The sequence below is a fragment of the Trinickia acidisoli genome (assembly GCF_017315725.1).
GTDB lineage: Bacteria > Pseudomonadota > Gammaproteobacteria > Burkholderiales > Burkholderiaceae > Trinickia > Trinickia acidisoli.
The window spans coordinates 210,822-231,969 of sequence record NZ_JAFLRG010000001.1; the positions used below are offsets into that span (position 1 = coordinate 210,822).

18 protein-coding genes and 1 tRNA gene are annotated in these 21,148 nt (G+C 59.8%); 14 read left to right on the top strand and 5 right to left on the bottom strand.

The window, feature by feature from the left end:
* Positions 1-419: 419 nt before the first annotated feature.
* The 6 genes from J3485_RS01005 to tssF all read left to right on the top strand — a co-directional run bounded on the left by J3485_RS01005 (position 420) and on the right by tssF (position 10,225).
* Positions 420-1,016, top strand: a complete 597-nt coding sequence (locus J3485_RS01005) for a septal ring lytic transglycosylase RlpA family protein (protein ID WP_206950769.1) — start codon at positions 420-422, stop codon at positions 1,014-1,016.
* Positions 1,017-1,618: 602 nt separating this feature from the next.
* Positions 1,619-4,429 (top strand): type VI secretion system Vgr family protein, encoded by a 2,811-nt coding sequence (locus tag J3485_RS01010; RefSeq protein ID WP_206950770.1) that lies wholly within the window; start codon positions 1,619-1,621, stop codon positions 4,427-4,429.
* Positions 4,430-4,448: 19 nt separating this feature from the next.
* Entirely contained in the window at positions 4,449-6,611 is a 2,163-nt protein-coding gene (locus J3485_RS01015; RefSeq protein ID WP_206950771.1) for a T6SS effector phospholipase Tle3 domain-containing protein, read from the top strand.
* 47 nt (positions 6,612-6,658) lie between these two features.
* Positions 6,659-8,083 (top strand): virulence factor, encoded by a 1,425-nt coding sequence (locus J3485_RS01020; RefSeq protein ID WP_242538441.1) that lies wholly within the window; start codon positions 6,659-6,661, stop codon positions 8,081-8,083.
* A gap of 34 nt (positions 8,084-8,117) precedes the next feature.
* Complete coding sequence (locus J3485_RS01025) at positions 8,118-8,381, top strand: PAAR domain-containing protein (RefSeq protein ID WP_206950773.1); 264 nt, start codon at positions 8,118-8,120, stop codon at positions 8,379-8,381.
* Positions 8,378-10,225: a type VI secretion system baseplate subunit TssF gene (tssF, locus tag J3485_RS01030; RefSeq protein ID WP_206950774.1), complete on the top strand. Its 1,848-nt coding sequence runs from the start codon at positions 8,378-8,380 to the stop codon at positions 10,223-10,225. Before J3485_RS01025 ends, tssF begins: the two co-directional genes overlap by 4 nt.
* Positions 10,226-10,280: 55 nt before the next feature.
* Here tssF and rsmI read toward each other — a convergent pair whose 3' ends face one another.
* Positions 10,281-11,162 carry a 16S rRNA (cytidine(1402)-2'-O)-methyltransferase gene (rsmI, locus tag J3485_RS01035; protein ID WP_206950775.1) on the bottom strand — a complete coding sequence of 294 codons (882 nt, stop codon included), beginning with the start codon at positions 11,160-11,162 and terminating at the stop codon, positions 10,281-10,283.
* 37 nt (positions 11,163-11,199) lie between these two features.
* Between rsmI and J3485_RS01040 the strand changes: the two genes are divergently transcribed.
* From J3485_RS01040 to J3485_RS01075, 8 genes are all read left to right on the top strand, one after another.
* Complete coding sequence (locus J3485_RS01040; protein WP_374192431.1) at positions 11,200-11,652, top strand: YraN family protein; 453 nt, start codon at positions 11,200-11,202, stop codon at positions 11,650-11,652.
* An 86-nt stretch (positions 11,653-11,738) separates the two neighbouring features.
* Positions 11,739-12,326 (top strand): SIS domain-containing protein, encoded by a 588-nt coding sequence (locus J3485_RS01045; protein ID WP_206950777.1) that lies wholly within the window; start codon positions 11,739-11,741, stop codon positions 12,324-12,326.
* Between the two features lie 20 nt (positions 12,327-12,346).
* Entirely contained in the window at positions 12,347-13,150 is an 804-nt protein-coding gene (locus tag J3485_RS01050) for a BON domain-containing protein (RefSeq protein WP_206950778.1), read from the top strand.
* Complete coding sequence (locus J3485_RS01055) at positions 13,150-13,527, top strand: c-type cytochrome (protein ID WP_374192398.1); 378 nt, start codon at positions 13,150-13,152, stop codon at positions 13,525-13,527. Before J3485_RS01050 ends, J3485_RS01055 begins: the two co-directional genes overlap by 1 nt.
* Before the next feature lie 74 nt (positions 13,528-13,601).
* A tRNA-Ala gene (locus tag J3485_RS01060) sits at positions 13,602-13,677 on the top strand.
* A 236-nt stretch (positions 13,678-13,913) separates the two neighbouring features.
* Entirely contained in the window at positions 13,914-15,098 is a 1,185-nt protein-coding gene (locus J3485_RS01065; protein WP_206950779.1) for an ATP-binding protein, read from the top strand.
* On the top strand, positions 15,095-16,084 hold the full coding sequence (locus tag J3485_RS01070; RefSeq protein WP_206950780.1) for a ParA family protein: 990 nt from the start codon (positions 15,095-15,097) through the stop codon (positions 16,082-16,084). Before J3485_RS01065 ends, J3485_RS01070 begins: the two co-directional genes overlap by 4 nt.
* 12 nt (positions 16,085-16,096) lie before the next feature.
* Complete coding sequence (locus J3485_RS01075) at positions 16,097-16,396, top strand: AbrB/MazE/SpoVT family DNA-binding domain-containing protein (RefSeq protein WP_242538442.1); 300 nt, start codon at positions 16,097-16,099, stop codon at positions 16,394-16,396.
* Positions 16,397-16,589: 193 nt separating this feature from the next.
* Here J3485_RS01075 and J3485_RS01080 read toward each other — a convergent pair whose 3' ends face one another.
* From J3485_RS01080 to J3485_RS01095, 4 genes are all read right to left on the bottom strand, one after another.
* A complete protein-coding gene (locus tag J3485_RS01080; protein ID WP_242538443.1) occupies positions 16,590-16,841 on the bottom strand; it encodes a type II toxin-antitoxin system RelE/ParE family toxin in 252 nt (83 codons plus the stop codon).
* A gap of 26 nt (positions 16,842-16,867) precedes the next feature.
* Positions 16,868-17,146, bottom strand: coding sequence for a CopG family ribbon-helix-helix protein (locus J3485_RS01085; RefSeq protein WP_206955588.1), 279 nt, complete (start codon positions 17,144-17,146; stop codon positions 16,868-16,870).
* Positions 17,147-17,478: 332 nt separating this feature from the next.
* On the bottom strand, positions 17,479-17,733 hold the full coding sequence (locus tag J3485_RS29375; protein WP_309476968.1) for a hypothetical protein: 255 nt from the start codon (positions 17,731-17,733) through the stop codon (positions 17,479-17,481).
* Positions 17,734-18,097: 364 nt separating this feature from the next.
* Positions 18,098-21,148: a type III restriction-modification system endonuclease gene (locus tag J3485_RS01095; RefSeq protein WP_206950782.1), complete on the bottom strand. Its 3,051-nt coding sequence runs from the start codon at positions 21,146-21,148 to the stop codon at positions 18,098-18,100.

Consider the following 21,148-nt stretch of genomic DNA (forward strand, 5'->3'; position numbering starts at 1 on the left):
TCGCGTGAACTTGCGCATGCCGATCGTTGTCAATTGAAGTCTGAAGCTGCAATTTGCGCGGCTTCTATCCGTGTCGACGAAGTTCGATGCACACGTCTTGCCCAGCCAGGCGCCGCGCGCCTGATACGGCTATCGGCCGTACCGCCGGGCAAGCCTACGCCGCTGTTCCTTGTGCCTTCGGGTGCGCTAGAACATGGGTGCCATGTTCGATGGCGGCGTTTGGGGTCTGGTCAAGCTGAAGGGGACAGCCGCACCAGACGTGAACACCAACCGGGCTGAATGTGGCCGATTTGGCTGCAGCCGAGTGCCGTATCACGACGCACGCTTAGCGCGTGCGTGGCGTGTCGCGCTCGATCGCCCGAGCCGCACACACAGCGGAACGCTGGTTGCCGCGGCTTGACAGATTGGCTAAACGTCATATGAATCATCGATTTTGTCGATCGCTGGGGATCTTTTTTGTCTTCGGCGCGCTAACGGGCTGCGCCACGCAGCCGGCCACGACCCAGACCGGGAGCGCAAGCGCGGTTCCCGCCGTTGCGCAGGGCGCGAACGCGCCGATCGCATTCGGCAGCCCGTCGGCGCAGCCTGCTGCCGGCGACAAGTCGCTGGCCGATGCAAAGCCGCTCGAAGAGGGCGGCCCGAATATTTCCGACTTCAAGCAGGTTGGCCGAGCCTCGTGGTACGGGCGTCGCTTCGCTGGCCGGCGCACGGCCAATGGCGAGCGTTACGACATGTACGCGATGACGGCCGCGCACAAGACGCTGCCGCTCGCTTCCTACGTCCGCGTGACGAACATGTCGAACCACAAGGCGGTCGTCGTGAAGATCAACGATCGGGGCCCGTATGTGCGCGGGCGAGTGATCGATTTGTCTTACGCGGCGGCGAAGCTGCTCGGCATGTCGCATGCGGGTACGGCACGCGTGCAGATCCAAGGGTTGACGCAGCAAGAGGCGCGCGTCGAGCGTGACGAAACGCTGGCGAGCAACGGCAATCCGCCGAAGGACGTGGGCAACTAGTCGTCCGCCTACTTCGTACCTCACGATCGACTATCGACGGCGCCTCTCGGGGCGCCGTTTTTGTTTAGGTGAGATTAATCAGGAGTCCTAAGTAGTTGGTGGAGGGATCCGATACCGATACGTGATGCTCGCTTGATTCCATGCGGTTTTGTAGCACCCTAAGCATCCACGAATCGATGCATTTCGACATCTAAGGTGAGAATATTCAGGACTACTAACCGATATGACCGAGAGGACTGATGGTCGAAATGTGGAAGGGATCGTCGGTCCAGTCCTGCGCGTACCGCTGTGAGGTGCATCGCTGCCTCGCTCCGCCATCGGGCCTCGAGCGCTCGTGGGCGCGAACAGTCGAATATGACGAGAAGTGTCGTTGATTGATGTCGTGCTCGAATCCGCGAATTGGAATTTGCTACGGAATTCTGATCAAGGCTGGGAATTATTTCCTATCGATTGTCCATTCGGCCGGTTTGACACAGGCATTCAATCGCTGATAGTTTTAAACCTTTCATTTGTAAGGTTTGGTGCTCATGAGTATTACTCGGAATGCATATTCTTGAGTCATTCAATGAACGTCGTTCGCACTTTTCGCGAGAGAGTAAACGGTGAATTATGCAAATCAGCTACACACATCATTTGGATCATTTCCATCTCAAAATAGGCGAGCCATCCGGCTTCACTGGGGCGAGCGGCAACAACGCCTTCAGCGCTCATTGCTGCCGCAGCGCATCGACATCCGCGAGGACTTGTGCGGCGGTATCGACGGTAGCGTATCGTGCGTGTCGACCACCGCCGGCATAGCGCTGAGCACGTTCATCGGTTTGCCGATCGCAGTTCAGCTTGTCACCGACACGGGCGGTTTGCGCGCCATTTGCGGCATCGTCGTCGATGCACGAGAGGGCGAGTCAGATGGTTCCCTCGCCACCTACCAATTGGTTATTCGAGATGCGCTGTCGATATTGGAGCGGCGAATCAATACGCGAATTTTTCGCCAAAAGAATGTGCTGGACACTATTGCGACGCTGATCGGCGAATGGCGGCAAAAGAGCACTGTCCTCGCCGACGCGTTCTATCTCGATATTGCGAACGTGGATAGAGCGAAGTTTCCCTCCCGAGAACAAACGATCCAATTCGATGAATCCGATGCCGCGTTTATTCGTCGCTTATGTCGACGCGAAGGGATCGGTTGGTTCGTGCGTGCGGGCAAGCCGGGTCAAAAGGACGTGGATAGAACCGGCGATCCGGCACATACGCTGGTCCTTTACGATAATGCGATCAAATTGAAGCGATCCGCAGCGGGTTCGATCGCTTATCGGCCGGACGCCACCATCGGCGAGAGAGACGCCATCACGTTGCTGTGCGCGGCGCGACAACTGGTGCCGGGATCGATACGGCGCTTCAGTTGGGACTACAAGCCCGGCAGAATGGACCGCATCCACGGGCCGACGCGTGTCGATCAAGGTGAGGCAGGCAACGATCTTGCCAAACTGCTGACGGACTCGCGGATCGACTCACCGCATCTCGCGGATTCATGGGCGGATTACGATCGACTCGGCTTGGCGCGCGTGATGTCGCACGGCGCGCGTGCGGCTCGCTCAAACGGCGTCAGCGGCGTCCGCGATCTCGCCATTGGCGAATGGATCGAGGTGACGGGGCATTCAGAGCTCGATCGTGTGTCGAAGAGCGATCGAAGGATCACGATCACCGGCCTGCATCACCGCGCCGAGAACAACTTGCCGAAAGACCTGAACGAGCGCGCGCAGGCGTTGTTCACGGCGAGCCGTTGGTCTTTCGAATCACCCCCTGTCTCGGTGGACACACCCGCGCGGCCAACCGTTTATGGCGATTCGACGCAGAGCCGATACGAAAACACGTTCAGCGGCGTGCCGCGCGGGACGCCGCTCATACCGCTAACGCCGACGTACGATCCGCGCATCGATCTTCCTCGGGTCTATCCGATCGTCGGCGTAGTCGTCACGCCCGACGGCGAGGAAATCTATTGCGACGAGTACGGGCGAATCAACGTCCAACTGCAAGGGCTCGATCCCGAAGATCACGAGCACGCCAACGGCATGGGCACGAGCGGCACCCAGCGCGACAGTGCGTGGGTGCGGGTCATGACGGGGCTGGCCGGAGACAACTTCGGCGAGAGCTGGATGCCGCGCAAGGGCATGGAAGTCTTATTGGATTTTCTCGGCGGCGACCCCGACAAGATGTATGTGGCCGGCGCTTTTCACAATGGTCCGAACATGCCCGCGGCGTTCAGCAATACGGGCTCGCTGCCGGGCAATCGCTATGTATCGGGCGCGAAGACCCGAGAAGTGAAAGGGCGACGCTATAACCAACTGCGCTTCGACGACACGCCATCGCAAATCAGCGTTCAACTGGCGAGCCAACACGAAGCGAGCGAAATCAATCTCGGTTATCTGACACATCCGAGGACGAGCGGCGTCGGCGAGGCGCGTGGCGAAGGGGTGGAGTTACGAACTGACGCGGCCGCTGCGCTGCGGGCCGCGCGGGGCATTCTGTTGACGACCTACGCGCGTAACAAAGCAACGGGGCATCAGCTCGATCGCGACGAACTGGAACAGTTGTTGACCGAATGCATGGCGCTGTTCAAATCGCTCGGAGATTACGCGGGCCAACATGGCGGCAAGCAGACGGATGCGCAGGGGCAGCGCACGGTTGCGAGTGCGTTCAAAGGCTGGCAGTCCGCGAGCGGTGGCGCGGGCGCCGTCAGCGCGGCGGGCTCGATGAGGAGCGCCTATGCGTTGATGGCATTCGGTGCGCAAACGGGCACCGTCAATGTGACGCCGAAGACGCACGTTACCTATGCCGGCGAGAACATCGATTACGTAGCCCGTCAGCACGTGCAGGTTGCGAGCGGACAGCGGCTCCACCTCCAGGCCGGACAGGGCGTGGCCGTATTCGCGCAGTCGGACGGCATTTCGGCGATCGCCAATCAAGGCAAGGTGACGCTGCAAAGCCAAGCCGACGATACGCAGATCGATTCCGCGAAGAACATTCAACTCACGGCAGCGGGCGGCAAGCTTGCGGGCGCGGCGAGTGAAGAGGTCGTGTTCGTCACGTCGGGCGGTGCCTATCTCAAGCTTCATGGCGCAAACATCGAGCTCGGCTGCCCCGGCAGCTTCACGGTGAAGTCCGCCGGTCATGCGTGGAGTGGGCCGGCCAGCATGAGTGCCGATATGCCGAAATTCGATGCGGGATCGATGGGCCGCATACCTCAATTGGTCCGAGTTTCGGACGGTGCACCGGTCGAAGGCTATCGGGGCGAGGTATACAAGTCGACCGGCGACTTGCTCGAAGGGCAGTCGGATGCGCAAGGCAAGCTGCCGGAAATCCGAGGCGACCGCTTCGAACCGTTGGTCGTCGACTTCTTCAAGGACAAGACTTAAAAGAAGCGAGATTCTAGCTATGGCCGCTTCCGTGGATGACCCGCGCGTGCTCGTGAGCCGCACGCAGGGCACGATGTTGTTCAATCCAGAGACATCTCTGATCTGCCTCAAACAATTGCCGCTACCGGGCATCGTCATCTTCGTGCATGGCGTGAACTCGGATGGAGAGTGGTACACCGCTTCGGAGGAGGGGCTGTGCCGTGGCTTGAATGCGCGGCTCGGGCGCAAGAGCGACCAATTGAAATACACGGGCCCCGAGGCCGGTCAGCTCTCGCCCGTGCACTACATCGAGAGCTTGACGGCCGATGGTTATATCAATCCGCAGATGTGGTCGGGTAACTACATCTCGCCGCAGGCGTCGTTTTCCCCGGTGATTCACTTTCGCTGGGGCTACAAGGCCAACAAGGAGGAGATGCAGCGTTACGGCACGAACATCTTCCTGAACGAGCAGAACTATTGGGGAGGCGGCCCGTTCGCCAACGGAACGACGAGTCTGCCGGATTCATGGCATGAAGGGCTGAACGACAGGCTGTTTCTGTGGATCAACGTACAGCATTTGAACTCCGTCGAGTCACGAATGGTGTACGAATGCCCACCGCGAGCGTATATGGTGCTCGCTTCGCTGCGACTGGCAAAGCTGATCGAATCGATCCGCAGAAAGCAAGCCGATACGCCGATCACCGTGGTTTGCCACAGCCAGGGCAACATGATTGGAATGGCGGCCGCGTTTCTTGGAGATCGTGCCCCACCCGTGACGGACGTGTTCGGCAAGAGCGGCCGATGCGTCGCCGACGCTTACGTGCTTTCCAATCCGCCCTACAGCTTGGTGCCCAGCATCGGGACCGATTCTTGGGCCCAGCGCGGCGTGAAAGACAAGGACGGAGGTAGGGGGCGCGAAAGCTACGTCGCGCGCGCCGAGACGTTAAAAGCCTACTTCGACATCTTGCGCGAGCGGGCGGCTCTCGAGCCGGCGGCCGCCGAACTCGATGCGGAGATGGCGAATACGCGCACGTCGGAGAGCGGCGGGGCTGCGTACAACGCCCGCGACGACCGAACCGCGCATGGCTTGAATGGCTCCACATACGGTCGTGTCACGCTCTATTGCTGCCCACACGATCAAGTGATTTCTGCCACTACCGTGCAAGGCATGGGCTGGCGGGGAATGAACGACGAAGAGCGTGCGGATACGAACGCCGACGGCGTGTTGACGCAGCGCGTCTTCTCATCCGGTTACGAGGTGGGCAATACGGGCTCGTATTACCACTATTGGGACGATGATTGGCGGCGCGGCAAAAACAAGACGGACGGGTTCTGGTTTCCGGCCTCGCCGCTTGCGAAGTTCTCGTTGGAACGCGGGCTGCGGTCGAACCCCGGCCCGATCACGCAATTCATGACGTTGGCTACGGCGCCGATGCTCTATGTGTTCAATGTAGTCGCGAAGATTCCGGTCAATGCGAGCCCTGATCCGGACTGGAGGATCTACATCAATGCGCCCGCGCTGAAGGTTCCATTCAAACCGCAAGCGATCCGCCTTGGTGCGGTGGCGTCGGTCGAGGACGCCGATCATACGAGCGACTTCAACGAGGGCTATGACCGGCCGGCCGATTCGCTCCACAAGAACAAGGGCGAAGACGGGACGGCTTTGAACCCGGACGATCCATACGATGCCTGGGAGGGCAAACGATTGGGAACCGTGCAGAGCGAAGCGGCGCTACGGTATGAAGACCACGCGGCGCTGCGGATGATGGCCCGGCGTGAGAAGCAGCCGGGGTGGGTGGACGGAGAAGGCAAGGTCACGGGTGAAGACGATCTGGCTAAGGCGAGCTTCGAGTATCTGCACTGGCGTAGAGAGAAGATCAACACAATCCTCACGCAAGGCGTCGATAACAACGCGACGAATCACTCGACGATCATGACCAATCCCGAGCACGCGGAGAAGGCGCTGGCTTATGACGTTGCGATTGGGTTGTGTTACCTGTCTCGCAGTCAACTCAAGCAGTTGCGTATTGCCGCGGATTGGCGATTCGGAAAGGGCATGGATAAGTCTGATCCAAGCTATCAATATTTTGAGTATTTTCAGACTGGTTCAATGAAAGAACGATCGCTTGCTGATTGGGTGAAGTCCGATCCCGATGCGAGCATGCCGTCCAAGATTGTCGATCAGCGGGATGGTGTTCTATGAGGCTTATTTCAACTTGGCGTCGCCGGCTCGCTCTGGCTGCATGCGTGATGCTTGTCGCCATCATTATCGTGTCGGCGCTTATGTTTGCGGGCGTGCACGCCCATCGTTCATGGAGTTTTGCAGAGGTGATCGCTCAACTTTTTGCCTTCCCGTTCTTACTGGCTGTCGCTGCCTTTTGTTTTTCAAGCGCCTTGGCTGCGCCCGCGAAGGCGGCAGAAACGGTCCGCCCAGCCGAGTTGGAACCGCTATCGTCGACATACGCTCCGATGTTCACGGCACAGGTCGTCGGGCTTGAATGGCTCAATCCCCTGCAACGTCGAGATTACCCAACAGAATGGCAACTGCTGTGGACGTTGGGTCTCGTCACAGCGAACAAGAATGACGATATGGTGCGAACGGACTCCGCGAGCTTCACGTCCATCAAACCGGTGGCAGGAATAGCGAGTGGAGCTGATGGGCGAGAAACGTTCAAGGGCTTCCATGAAAAGTACATAGATGAATTGCTGGTAATTTTCGCCGATCGCTACGTAATAAACCCATACTACTTTTACACGGTAGCGTCGTCGAACAAACGCGAATGGCGCGAGCTCGCCGGCATCCACGTCGAATACGCGATTCCCGCTGACCGGCTCGATCCAGCGGAGGCCGGCAACTATCTGAGAGAGGAAATCAAAAGCCAATTCAACATCGGCAACCCTCACTTCCCCACCTTGTGGACGAAAAGCACCCCGCCGGAGGTCCACGTAACACCTGGCGGCCCCAACGCCGGCTTCACATCGCTGAACGCGGCGCTCGACTATTTGCAAATGCATCCGAAAGAAAGCGTCTGGGTGATGAATTGGGATGCCCCGAGCTTTCCGCCGAACGACATGCAAATGAACGAGAACATGGTCCTGCTGATTCTCGCGGGGCCCCAGAGGGACACTGGCCGCGATCCACTGGCTTGGATCGGTTATGCCGCGACGGCGAACGTTGCCGATTTCGAACCGAAGGTGGGCACGACCCGCGCGGCACAAGCCTGGAAAGCCGCGATCGATACCGCCGCGCTCAGTGCGCGCATCAAGCCATCCGACATCGCATACGTCATTCACGATGCCGGCGCAGGCAGCGACGCTGCCTCCGAACGCATTGCCTCGCTAAGTCGCACGCTGACCGAGACGTTGCCCGATTTCCAATTCCAGAAGCAAACCTTCAACACCCCCGCGTTGCTCGGCGAGATGGGGGCCGGTGCCGCGCTAACCAACGTCGCATTGGCGATCGGCCGAGCGAATCACCTTGGCGGGCACGTGTTGGTGGCGGGCACGACAGATCCTGCTCGACAGAACGCGGTGATCGTGACCCCGCCGGCTCAATTGATCCCGATCGATGCCGAGCGCGACTGGTTCAGGGCACGCGGTGAGGACAACGCGTACCTGCCGTGGTGGGGCCGCCATCGCGGCGTTTCCTATCCGACGCAAGGGTTCACGAACTAACGATGCAACGAAGTAACGAAATAACGGAGGTAGCATGCGAGGGATCATCCGAGTCGGCGACGCAACCAGTCACGGCGGCGAAGTCGTGTCCGGAAGCGATATGAGCAAAGTCATGGACCGCCCCGTTGCGCGGCAAGGTGACCGTTGCATCTGCCCCATGCAAGGACATCAACACTGCGTGATCGCCGAAGGCGACCCGAACTTCACCGTGGACGGCAAGCCCGCCGCCTTCCACGGCCATAAAACCTCTTGCGGTGCGACGCTGATTTCGAGCGTGTCGTCGTCGGGACGCGTATGACCGCTGCGGAGGATGATCTACTTCCCGATTACGAGCGTGAACTCTCGCTATTGCGTCGATCGCTCGGCGAATTCGCGCAACGCTACCCGAAAGCGGCAACGCGGCTTGCTATTTCCGGCGAACACTCGGAGGACGCGCACGTAGAACGGTTGATTCAATCGGCCGCGCTGCTCAATGCGAGAGCGAGCGCACGTCTTGACGACGATTTCTCCGAATTGCCGACGGCGCTGCTCGAGATTCTCTATCCCGAGTATCTGCGACCGTTCCCCTCGTGTTCGATCGCGCATTTCGAGGATGCCGATGTCATCGAAAAGATGGTTGAACCAACCACGATCGAACGCGGCATCGAATTGAAAACGCGCACGGGCGGGTATTGCTTTCGAACTGTCTACGATGTCGTACTCGCCCCATTACGCATAGCCGCCGCCGGCTTTGCGCCGGCGACGTCCGCGCCGCCCAAAGTTCGACTGCACGAGGCGACGACGGGCATCGTTTCGATCACATTCGCAGCGCTTGGGGAAAATGCGATCGACGGTAGCAGCATGCCGGAGCGTGTGCGTATTTTCGTCGACGGAGATTGCCGCACGGTTGCCGCGACGATCGATACGATACTGCTGCGCACATCGAATGCATTCGTCGAAGCCGATGGAAGCGGAGCATGGATTGCTTTGGACTCCTTACCATTATCTTGCGTCGGCTTCGATAATGATGAGGCCATGATCGAGCAACACGACAGCCACGAGTCGCAGTTTCGCATCCTCCTCGAGTACTTTTCTTTTCCGGAGAAGTTCGACTTTATCGATGTCGATTTGTCGACTCTTGTGCGTGTCGCTGGCGCTTGCAATCGTGTGACGTTGCATCTGTCGATCAAGGACCTACATCGCGATTCAGCGCCGGCCCAAGTTCTGCAACGGCTCTCGGGGGCGAACTTCAAACTGTTTTGCGCGCCGATCATCAATCTGTTCGCCTTGCCCTCCGTGCCGATTCCGCTGGAGAACGCGGTGTTCGCTGTTTATCCGATCATGCCGGGGGCGCTCAGTGTTTCGAATACTTCGGTTTATCGCGTCGACGCGGTTCGGTTGACGCAGGCTTCGCCAAATGGCACGGTCATCCGGCAAATCGAGCCTTATCAATCCCTCTCGCACCCCATGACGCAGCAACGTTCCGCGATCTATTGGCTTGCCGAGCGCGACGGCCGGCTTGCCGAATTCGTGCCGGGACAAGACATGCTGCTCTCACTCGTCGATTCGAGCGGCGAAATGACGGACGTAACAGGCGAGCGGATCGAGATGGACCTCACCTGTACGAATGGAAATTCGCCTGCGCGCTTGCAAGTCGGAGACTCACAGGGGGATTGGGTGCACGCGAACGCGAAGCTGACGGGGCGAGTATCGATGCTAAGCTTACCAACGGAAAGCATCGAACGATCGAAGGCGCGGCACTCACTGTGGGACATCGTGGCGATGTTGTCCGCAGGGGCGTTGAACTTGTGTCAAGCGGGGCTACCGGCGTTCAAGCAGTTATTGAAGGCTCATGTGCCCTTGCGTTCGACAACTGCGACGCGGCACATCGATAGCTTGACGTATCTCGCCCGCGAATCCGCGCTCGAATGGATTCAGATGGAGCCGCAGCCGATGTTGGTGCGTGGCATTCGTGTGCGTTTGGCTGTCGACGAGACCATGCTTGGCGACTGCGCGGTGAGCGTGTTCGCTCGCGTGTTGGAAAGCGTATTCCAGCACTACGCGCCGGCGAATAGCTGGGTGCAACTGGTTCTCATATCGGCTCGAAACGGAGCGGAGATGATACGAGGGCGACCATTGCCCGGTGCGATCGCGCTTCTTTGACGTTGACTTCGAATGTGGCTCGAAGAGCTGGCGCTACCGTTCGCTGCGCTGTCTTTCAACTATCGCGCTTCGACAACGCCAGCGCGCGCGAATAAAGCGTATTGCGCGAGGCCCCGGTGATCGAAGCGGCCAACCGTGCCGCGGCGCTTACAGACACCTCTTCGAGCAGCATCGACAGCAGCGCGTCGTGCGCCGCCTCGTCTTGCTCTTCCTGCCCCGACGCCCCTTGAACGACGAGCACGAACTCCCCGCGCTGCCGATTCGGATCGGCGGCGAGCCACGTTGGCCCTTCGGCCAGGGTGCATCGATGAATCGCCTCATGTAACTTCGTCAACTCGCGTGCAATGAGCAATTGCCGGTTGCCGCCGAACGTATCGGCCAGCGCTTGCACAGTTTCGACGATGCGATGCGGCGCTTCATAGAAGACCATCGCATGCGGATGCGCCGCGAGCGTTTGCAGATGGGCTGCGCGTTGCTTGGCCTTCGTCGGCGGGAAGCCGAGAAACGAGAACGCGCCGACGAAATCGCCGGCGGCGGAGAGGGCTGTCGTCATCGCGCTGGCGCCGGGCAGCGGCACGACGGTGAAGCCGGCGTCGCGCACGGCATCGACGAGCTTCGCGCCGGGGTCCGATACGCCGGGCGTGCCTGCGTCGGAGACATAGGCTACGCGCTCCCCGGCGCGTAAGTAATCGACGATGCGCCCGGCGGCCTCGCGTTCGTTGTGCTCGTGCACGGCTAGGAGCGGCTTCGAGATGCCGTAGAGCCCGAGCAGTTGCCCCGTATTGCGCGTGTCCTCGGCGGCGACGCGATCGACGAGACCGAGCACGTGCAGCGCGCGCAGCGTGATGTCGGCGGCATTGCCGATCGGCGTCGCAATGACGTACAGCGTGGCGGGCGGGTATTGCTGCCGCTGCGCAAGATCGAGGAGATCGGACATGAAGCGAGAAACACGAAGGAGCGAGGGAAGGCCGCCATTGTGCCACGCGCGGCAGACGAGAACGGCGCGCGAGCGAGCGCCGCGGCAGCAAAGCGGCGGCAGCGTCGAGGCCACCGACAACTTTTCCAGCCGAGGCGGGTCGAAACGCATCGGAGCCGCGTTCGAGGCGCACGCGCTCGATTTCTTGCGAAGGCAGCGCATGCGACTGGTGGCGCGCAATGTCACGTGCCGGGGCGGAGAGATCGATCTGGTCATGCGCGACTGGGACGGCGCGCTCGTCTTCGTCGAAGTGCGCGCGCGGGCCGGCACCCGCTACGGTGGGGCGGCGGCGAGCATTGGTGTGCATAAGCGGCAGCGCATCCTGCTTGCTGCGCGCTACTTTTTGGCGACGCGCGGGGGCGGCGCGAGCCCGTGCCGCTTCGATGCGGTGGTATTCGAAGGGAGACGGCTCGTTTGGCTGCGCGATGCGTTTAGGGAGGACGGCAGCTAAAACGTGCGAATGCACGTGGCGAGTGGGGTAAACTTGCGCGCTGACGAACGGCCGCGTATTGGCGGGGCCGGCAGAGTAGAGAACCGATGTCAGTCGAACGAATTCAACAGCATTTTCGCGAAAGCGCGGCATTGAAACTCGAGGCGCTCGACGCGCTCGCGATGCCGATCGCCGCCGCCATCGATACGATGTTCGGCGCGCTCGCGAACGGCAGCAGGATTTTTGCGTGCGGCAACGGCGCGGGCGCGGCCGACGCGCAGCGTTTCGCCGCGCAGTTGATCGCGAGTTTCGAGCGCGAGCGACCCAGCTTGCCCGCAATTGCCTTGACGGCCGATTCCACGGTGCTGACCGCGTTGAGCGCAGGCGGCGCGTTCGATTCCGTCTACGCCAAGCAGCTTCGCGCGCTGGGGCATGCGGGCGACGTGCTGCTCGTCGTCGCGGCGGCGGGCTATGAGGCTAATTTGATCGAAGCGGTTGCCGAGGCGCACGAGCGCGAGATGTTCGTGATCGCGCTGACGGGCAACGGCGGCGGCAGGGTGGGCGAGGCGCTGACCGAAACCGATATCCAGATTTGCGTGCCGTCGCAGCGGGCGGCGCGCGTTCACGAAGTGCACTTGTTGGTTATCCACTGCTTGTGCGACGGCATCGATGCCATGTTGCTCGGCGAAGATTGACTTCGAAAGGGAGTGCGTTGATGAGGGCGAATCGCGTCATGAAGACGCTTGTGCGGGGCACGCTGGCGGCGGCGACGGCGGCTGCATTGGTGGCGTCGTTGCAAGGATGTGTGCTGGCCGTGGCCGGCGCGGCGGGCGGCGGGGCGCTGATGGCGACGGACCGGCGCACGCTCGGCACGCAAACGGCCGACCGCGAGATCCAGGTAAAAGCGTACTCGCAGATTGCCGACCAACTAGGTAATACGGCGCATGTGGACGTGACCGTGTTCAACCGGCGTGTGCTGCTGACGGGTGAAGTGCCGACCGATGCCATGAAGCAGCAGGCGGAACAGACCGCCCGTGGCGTGGGCGACGTCGAAGCGATCGTCAACGAGCTCAAGGTTGCGCCGGCCACGGAGTTTTCCGGCCGGGCGAACGATTCGTACCTCGTCGCGCGGGTGAAGACAGCCTTGATCGCGGAGAAGGGGCTTTCGGCGAACGACTTCAAGGTTGTGGCCGAGCGCGGGAACATCTATCTGATGGGGCTCGTGACGCAGGACGAGGGGATGCGGGGCGCCAGCGTGGCGGCCAGCGTGCCGGGTGTGATGCGCGTGGTGAAGGTGTTCCAGTACATCCAACCGGAACAGGCCCAGGCGATGGCGCCGACGGCGTCGCAGGCGGCCAGCGCGCCGAGTTCGGCGCAGCAGCCGGCGGAAGCCGCGCCGACGGTGGGGGCCGTGCCGATGGGCGGGGGCGTGACGGAGCAGCCGTTGGATACGCAGGCGCCGGCACCGGTCAGCAACTCGACGCAGGTGCACCCCGGTAGTAGCGGGCAGGTGCAGTGATGGGTGTTGTGCTGCGTAGGGCGTTCGCCAGGATGGTGGCGAGCGCGGCGGCGATGGCGACGGCGGGGTGGTCTGGGGTGGCTTTGGCCGCTTCGGCTCCGGCTGGGTATCAGATCGCCAAGCAAAACGCCTGCTTGGGGTGCCACACCGTCGATCGGAAGCTTGTCGGGCCTGCGTTTCGAGACATCGCCGCCAAGTACAAAGGGGATGCGCAGGCCCAGGCCACGCTCGAGAAGAAGGTTCGGGATGGCGGGGCTGGGGTTTGGGGCGTGATTCCCATGCCTTCTCACCCCAGGATGAGCGATGCGGATATTCATACCGTTGTCGCTTGGGTGCTGGCGGGGGCGCCGACTTCTGCCGGGGCCGCCGCTAAGTAGTTGGGTTCGAACAGGTTTTGATGCTCGGGGGCTTGTCAAACCCCATGCCCCCGTGCCAGAATTGCTGCTTCGTTGGGGCGGTAGCTCAGCTGGGAGAGCGTCGCGTTCGCAATGCGAAGGTCGTGAGTTCGATCCTCATCCGCTCCACCACGGAATTTGAAAGGGCTACAGGAAGGGTTTCCTGTGGCCCTTTTTGTTTTTGCGGTCGACGTAGACCAGAAGCAAGGTGTTGCGCGGGGAAAGTAAGGGAGCGGCGCCGTCGGTCCGAAAGACCGCGCAGTCGCTCAATGTCACGCATGATGACGGTAAGCTCGCGGAGGGCCCCGGCGGGGCGCAGGCCAGAATCGATTCTGGCCTGAACGAACTAGTGAGAAAGGCGCGACACCATGCTGACCGAAGACCAATTGCAAGCCCTTCTGGTCGATCTCGAATCGGATCGGGTGGAGCGGACCACGTCGACAACCAACACCGATAAGTTCTCCCAAGCTGTCTGCGCCTTCGCAAACGATTACCCCAACCATCGGCGGCCGGGATACCTAATCGTCGGCGTTGACGATTCCGGCAAACTGTCGGATTTGACCGTCACCGACCAGCTTTTGCAAAACCTCGGAGCATTGCGCTCCGACGGCAATATCCTTCCGATTCCGGCGTTGTCGGTAGCGCGATTTGAATTCGATGGCGGGCAAGTGGCCGTGGTCGAAGTGCAGCCTTCCGATCTGCCGCCGGTGCGTTACAAGGGGCAAGTCTGGCTGCGTGTAGGGCCGAGCAAAGCGATTGCCAGCGAACAGGAGGAGCGCATTTTGATGGAGCGGCGAATTGCGAACGCGCGCAGCTTCGACGCTACGCCTGTGTCCGATGCAGCCGTGGGTGACTTGTCGCTGGCGTTGTTCGAGGCGTACCGGCATGACGTGATCGACCCGGAAGTCATCGCTGCCAATCATCGGCCCGTGGAGGACCAGTTGGAATCCCTGCGCTTCCTGGACAATCGAGCCAAGCTGCCCACCGTTGCCGGCATCTTGATGTTCGGCAAGAATCCGCGCTATTTCCTTCCCGGTGCCTATATTCAGTTCTTGCGCCTGCCGGGTACGACGTTGACCGAACGGCCGGACGACCAAGCCGAGATTTCGGGGGACTTGCTGACAGTTCTGCGCGAACTGGATGCTCGGCTGAAAGCTAACATCCATACGGGCTTGGAGCAGGCGACTGCACTCCGTGAGCGTACCGTCCAGGATTATCCGACGATCGCAGTACGAGAATTGCTGCTCAATGCCATCATGCATCGTGACTACCAGTCCAACACGCCTGTGCGTTTCTACTGGTTTGCCGACCGAATCGAAATCCAGAGCCCAGGTGGGCTTTACGGCGAGGTCACCCTCGAAACCCTGACGCAAACCAACAGCTACCGTAATCCGGTCATTGCCGAGTGCATGAAATCGCTGGGCTACGTCAACCGATTCGGCTATGGTATCCAGCGCGCGCAAAAACTCCTGCAAGATAACGGGAGTGCTCCCGCCGAATTCCAGATCGATGACAAAGTGTTTCTCGCCATCATTCGCAGGAAGCAGGTATGAAAACAATTGCCTTCTTCAATAACAAGGGTGGCGTCGGCAAGACCTCGTTGGTCTATCACCTGGCTTGGTTGTACGCCGACAGGGGCATCAAGGTACTGGTCGTGGATCTCGACCCGCAGGCCAACTTGAGCGCGATGTTCCTCGACGATGAACGTTTGGTGGCGCTGTGGGACGATGGCGAAAAGAGTACGGTCGTCGACAGTCTGCAACCGCTGATCGATCGCACCGGCGATATCGCCGCGCCTCATGTTGAGAAGGTGACCCAAAGGATCGGCCTCGTGGCGGGTAATCTCGCCTTGTCGCGATTCGAAGATCTGCTATCCGAGAATTGGCCAAAGTGTTTGGGCGGAGACGTGGCAGCGTTTCGTATCATTACTGCCTTCCATCGCATCATGCATCAGGCTGCGGAAAGTATGCAGGCCGAGCTCATTTTGATCGATGTCGGCCCTAACCTCGGTGCCATCAATCGAGCGGCGTTGATCGCTGCGGAGCAAGTGGTTTTGCCCTTGGCGCCGGACTTGTTTTCGCTGCAGGGGCTTCGCAATCTCGGACCTACTCTGCGTGATTGGCGAAAAGGCTGGCAAAAGCGATTGGGCGAACTACCCGCCAATGCGGGAATCGATACCCCGGCTGGGGAAATGCAGCCTCTTGGCTATGTCGTCATGCAGCATGGCGTGCGTGACAGCCGCCCCGTGAAGGCATATCAGCGCTGGATGGATCGTATCCCGGGGGTGTATCGGAATGCAGTGCTGGATAAACCCGTCGCCAAGCCACCGGTGGTTGAAAAGGATCCGTTCTGCTTGTCGTTGTTGAAGCACTATCGGTCCCTTATGCCCCTGGCGATGGACGCCCATAAACCCATGTTCTTTCTCAAACCCGCTGATGGGGCGATCGGAGCGCATGTAGAGGCCGTCAGGGCTTGCTACGACGATTTCCTGACATTGGGGAAACGCATTGGTGAGAAGTCGGGGTTTGTTGTGAGTTGAGGATGGGCGAGTATGTCGTCGCAGAGTAACCGACGGGGTAATCCTATGAGCACACTAACGGTCACCGCGCGGAACCAAGTAACGTTTTGGAAGGAGGTGATGCAGCACCTTGGCATCAAGCCCGGCGAAACGATCGAGCTGGATTTGCTGCCTGACGGCCGCGTCGAGTTGAGGGCCGTGCACCCCGAAGGTTCTTTCCGGGATCTGCGCGGTATCCTTAAAAGCAAGACGAACGGCGTTCGATTGAGCATCGAGGAAATCAACGAAGCGATAGCCGAAGCCGGCGCTAAATCCGGGGCCGGTAACGCATGAAAGGGACTGGTGATACCGACGTCTTGCTTCGAGCTGTCGCTGCTGACGAAATAGGGGCAATCCGCACGGCTAGTCAACATTCGCATCGGTGCGCATCTTGCCGCTGATTATGTCGCGACAGTGAATTCGTCTGCGGCAGTGCTGCGTTTATGGGGGGCGCCTGATAGTCAAGTGGATTATGTTGATCCCGCGATCAATACCCCGCTTCCTTCTGATGCCGCACAGCCAAGATCGTGACGGTATCGCCGTCGAAGCGATATCGGGCCACGTAACCACTATCCCCAAAATCGATGGGCCACTCCCGATACTGCTCGGGTAAGTCTTCCACTAGGCGCCCCATTCGAGGATGGCTACCGAGGGCACGCACGCCTTGTCTGATCGCTTCGCCAGCGCGCCTCGCGGCGTCAGGGTTCTTCGGTTGCAAGAAATGGCGCAGTCGTTGCATGTCCTGGATAGCTGCTGCTGCAAGGATCACTTGTGGCATTCGGGCGCCGGCAGTTCGTTTTCAGTGCCCCAACTCGCAAGCCACTTATCTACTTCGTCTGCGGTCGCGTGTAGGCCTGTCGCTTGAAACTCGTCCCACGCTTTGAGCGTATCGTGGTTCAACGTCTCCCGCTTTTCCTCGCGCACGACGTACTGCTCGATGGCTTCACGCATGATCCAGTGCGGGGTGCGCCGGCGCGCTTCAGCCAGGTGTTGTATCCGACCTTTCAGTTCGTCATCGAGCTTGATCGATGTCGCTGTCGTCATGATCCGATCTCCGTAGCAAAAGGTAATACCTTGGGCTACTATAAATTTGATCGCTGCGGAGGTCAATGTGGCGCCGATATTACGCGCCGGGAGGTTGTCTCCCAACGCTTCGACCATCGCCTTCACGAGAGTGCCATCGTGTGCGGCGCATTCGAGCTGCAGCGTCACGCCGTTGGGCAACTGCGCCGATAGCCGCGCCGGCGTCGCTGTCTTCCCCGGTTCGTATCCGTGCGACGATCGCCGCACGCTCACCGGCTCGGGGTTCGTGCGCACCGGCGCCACTTCGTTGATCGCGACGACCGGCACGAATGCCGATGGCAACGCCTCGACGCTTACCGTCGCAGCAGCGGCATTCGCGCGTTCGCGCAATTGAATCCACTTATGCAGTTGGTTCGCGTTCCGCCAGCCTTCAACGCCAGTCCGGCAATTGACGCGCCCGGCTGCAGGCAGGCTTCAATCAGCTTGCGCTTACCTTCGGCGTCAAACTTGCGCTTGCCCGCCGCGGTCACGCTGGTCACCCGCAGCGGAAGGAAATCAACTTCGTTCTGTGTTGCGGTTGCGTCCGCAAGTTGTAGTTGCGGACGCAAGCCTGCGCTCGTTCAGCTTCCGATTCTAGGTGCGCTTAAATTCGCGCTTACGCGAGATCGAGCGTTGGGCATTTTTACACACCGCCCCTTATTCCGGACGACTCGCTAGCTCAAGGTAACCCGCAGTGGAAAAATCTTGGCATATTGGCTTAGAGGAGACACGAGGCAGAAGCGACTGGCACACGGACTCGCCTGGGCGTTCGCCACGATCGCGTGCCGTGTGCGTTTCAAGTGCCCCCCCAGGGCGACCGTCACGGTTGCCGTTGCGACGGTCGCTGTAATTGCAGGCACAGCAACCGTCGACGTGGCATCAGTCGGAGTTGTGACTAGCTCGGGTGAAACCGTATTTCCAATATCTTGTTGACTAGCTCACCACTTCCATCAACTTGCCAAAGCTGTCTACCACGTCGTACTTCACGTTTTCCGGAGCGAAACGGCGATTCATTTCCTCGAAGAACTTGCGGGCACATTTGATCTTGGTTTTCTCGATTTCCCGCAGTTCCATCGACGACATCGAGCCTTTGGTTTCGGCCACGAAGTAGATGTGCTTGACCGCGCCTTCCTTGAAGCTGATGGCCCAGTCCGGGTTGTAATCGCCCACCGGCGTGGGGATCAGGAAGCCGCGTGGAAGCTTGGCGTACACAACTACGTCGCTGCTGGTATCCAGCTCCTTCACGAAATTGCGCTCGATGTTCGAGTCGGTCAGCACGTAGTCATAGATGTGCCGTTGCAGCTTATCTCCGGTCTTGCTGAAATCCTGCTTGGTCTGTCCGGCGGTGAAGATGTCGAGATCGAACTTATCCTCGACCGGGTCGTAGGCCAGATGCTCGATGATGACGGTGGCCTTCTGCTCGTTGATTAGCCGTATGGCCTCGGCGATAAAGCTCTCCGGATTGGTCTTGAACTGTGCGAAGACCGCGACGTTGATCCCCTTGAGGATTTCCGCCACCGTTCGCCGTGTCAGTTGCGTGCCTTCGGCCAGCTTGCCGATCAGATCGTACTTGACGGCTGAGTGGATTGAGCTCCGATTGGTCTCGGTTTCGGTGGACTTTAGCTCGAAGGCATTGCCGTCCTTGATCCCGTCGTAACTGACAGCGGCGGCCTGCTCGCCATGCTGGATGGTGTATTGCAGCGGAGTGACGCGCAGGCTGGAGTCGATTTCCTTTACTGCCTTCTGCACCAGCTCGTCCGAGTCGAACTCGACGCTATAGGCCGCCTTGTGGTTGATGCGGCTCCACAGTGCCTTGAACTCCTGCTTGTCGAAGTTGGCATTGAGCGGGTTTTTCTTCGGGCGGCGGTCGTCACCGATGTCGGGCAACTGGCTGGCACTGAACACGCTGTCGATGAGCTGGAACACCTGCTCGGCGTGCGGCCTCAAGTCTTCCGGTAAGTCAGCCAGCGTTCCGGCTTTCTTGGCATCGTGATATGCGGCGGCGATCCGATCTAAATCGTCGGTGTAGTCATTCTTGACCAGATAGCGATAGATTTGCTTCGCCAGTTGCGGCGTCACCGGCACATCGCCAGCCGGCGTCTTGAGCACCTTGCCGGTGAAGTATTCCTCGTTCGCCAACCTTGGCCGGGCGGATAGCGAATCGCTGATGTCCTTTTGCAGCGCCGCCACGAAGTCCTTGTAGCTTTCGCTGGCGACCACGGTCAGCACGTTCACGTCGTGGACGATGGCAGGGTGATCCACCCGGTCACCTTGCTGATTGACCGACAGGCGCAGGCCGCGCCCTACCTCCTGCCGCCGCGAGATGGTGTTGTCGCTGTGCTTGAGTGCGCAGATGACGAATACGTTCGGGTTGTCCCAGCCCTCGCGCAGCGCTGAGTGCGAGAAGATGAAGCGCACTGGCTCGGACAGCGATAGCAGCCGTTCCTTGTCTTTCAGGATCAAGTCGTAGGCATCCACGTCGTCGGACAGGCCAGCATTCTCGCCACGCGTCGCAACGTCCGAATCTACCTGGCGCTTGCTCTTCTTGTCGATGGAGAAGTACCCGCTGTGGGTCTTGGCCGCCGAGATGTTTTTCAGGTACTTGACATAGGCCGTCTCGTCCAGATCGAGCATCTCGTTCAGGTACTCGTTGTATTCTTCCTCGAAGATGCGAGCGTATTCGCCTTTGCCGTCTGCCGTCGTGTAGTCGCGGTACTTGACCACCTCGTCGATGAAGAACAGGGTTAGCACCTTCACGCCTTGCTGGAACAGCGCCTGTTCCTTGTCGAAGTGCGCCTTGACCGCCTCCCGAATCTGGATGCGGCGCAACGCGGCTTCGGTCACATCGCCCAAGGCATCACCCACAGTCAACTCCACCCCATTGGTGAAGCTCAGGGTATCGGTATTGGCGTTGATGTCAGAGACAACGAAGCCACGATACTGATCCAGTTCGTTGGAAAATTTCTCGGCGAACAGATTGTCGCCCTTGACGAGCTTGCGCACCACGCGCCTGATCTTCCCACCTGCCAGCTTCTGCTCGAACTCCACCCGGGCCTCGGGTGGCTTCTTGGTCGAAATCTCGATGGATTGCAGATAGAGGTAGCCCGCTGTACCCGCCAGCCCTTTCACCGAAATGCCGCGCACGGCAATCTTCTTTACCAGCTTCTGGTTGTAGGCGTCCAGCGCATCCAACCGGTGAATCTTGTCGTGCGTGGTCTTGTGCGTGGCTGAGTAGCGCAGCATCACCAATGGCTTGAAATTGACCAGCGAATCCAAGGTCTTGCCGCCTTCCATCTTCTGCGGCTCGTCCAATATTAGAATCGGGCGGTTGGCGCTGATAACATCAATTGGTTTGCGTGATTGGAAGTCGTCCAACTCATCGTAGATGCGGCGGTTGTCTTTGCCGGTGGCATTGAATGCCTGCACGTTGATGACCATAACGTTGATGCCCGCATCCGATGAAAAGCTTTCCAACTGGTGCAACTGTTTAGAGTTGTAGATGAAGAAGCGCGCCTTCTTCTGATAGCTCTCCAGAAAATGCTCGGCGGTGATCTCCAGCGACTTGCTCACGCCTTCGCGGATAGCAATGCTGGGCACCACGATGATGAACTTGCTCCAGCCGAACTGTTTGTTCAACTCGAAAATGGTCTTGATGTAGCAGTACGTCTTGCCCGTGCCCGTTTCCATCTCGACATCGAGGTTTACCCGGGCGATCTTAGTCTTGGCCAGGGCATCGGAGATGGGCAGATTCTGCTGACGCTGTACCCGCTGGATGTTGTCAAGCAGGGCCCTGTCGGAAAGCATCAGATCGGCGTTCTTGAACCCAGCTTCGAAAAACAGGCTGTCCATCTCAGCCTTGGCCTTACCGGGGTCGATGCGGTAGCTGATCGCCTCATTTGACGCGGGCGGTTGCCCTTTGAAGCAGTCCATCACGGCCTGAACGGCGGCGGTCTGGTATGCCTGTGTCTTGAACTTCAGTTTCAT

Bases quoted from the DNA above. Each gene is read 5' to 3' on its own strand.
- J3485_RS01050 (WP_206950778.1), top strand. From the start codon at position 12,347: ATGAGGGCGAATCGCGTCATGAAGACGCTTGTGCGGGGCACGCTGGCG.
- J3485_RS01045 (WP_206950777.1), top strand. From the start codon at position 11,739: ATGTCAGTCGAACGAATTCAACAGCATTTTCGCGAAAGCGCGGCATTG.
- J3485_RS01065 (WP_206950779.1), top strand. From the start codon at position 13,914: ATGCTGACCGAAGACCAATTGCAAGCCCTTCTGGTCGATCTCGAATCG.
- J3485_RS01055 (WP_374192398.1), top strand. From the start codon at position 13,150: ATGGGTGTTGTGCTGCGTAGGGCGTTCGCCAGGATGGTGGCGAGCGCG.
- tssF (WP_206950774.1), top strand. From the start codon at position 8,378: ATGACCGCTGCGGAGGATGATCTACTTCCCGATTACGAGCGTGAACTC.
- J3485_RS01025 (WP_206950773.1), top strand. From the start codon at position 8,118: ATGCGAGGGATCATCCGAGTCGGCGACGCAACCAGTCACGGCGGCGAA.
- J3485_RS01070 (WP_206950780.1), top strand. From the start codon at position 15,095: ATGAAAACAATTGCCTTCTTCAATAACAAGGGTGGCGTCGGCAAGACC.
- J3485_RS01020 (WP_242538441.1), top strand. From the start codon at position 6,659: ATGCTTGTCGCCATCATTATCGTGTCGGCGCTTATGTTTGCGGGCGTG.
- J3485_RS01085 (WP_206955588.1), bottom strand. From the start codon at position 17,146: ATGACGACAGCGACATCGATCAAGCTCGATGACGAACTGAAAGGTCGG.
- J3485_RS01095 (WP_206950782.1), bottom strand. From the start codon at position 21,148: ATGAAACTGAAGTTCAAGACACAGGCATACCAGACCGCCGCCGTTCAG.
- J3485_RS01005 (WP_206950769.1), top strand. From the start codon at position 420: ATGAATCATCGATTTTGTCGATCGCTGGGGATCTTTTTTGTCTTCGGC.
- J3485_RS01080 (WP_242538443.1), bottom strand. From the start codon at position 16,841: ATGCAACGACTGCGCCATTTCTTGCAACCGAAGAACCCTGACGCCGCG.
- J3485_RS01075 (WP_242538442.1), top strand. From the start codon at position 16,097: ATGTCGTCGCAGAGTAACCGACGGGGTAATCCTATGAGCACACTAACG.
- rsmI (WP_206950775.1), bottom strand. From the start codon at position 11,162: ATGTCCGATCTCCTCGATCTTGCGCAGCGGCAGCAATACCCGCCCGCC.
- J3485_RS01015 (WP_206950771.1), top strand. From the start codon at position 4,449: ATGGCCGCTTCCGTGGATGACCCGCGCGTGCTCGTGAGCCGCACGCAG.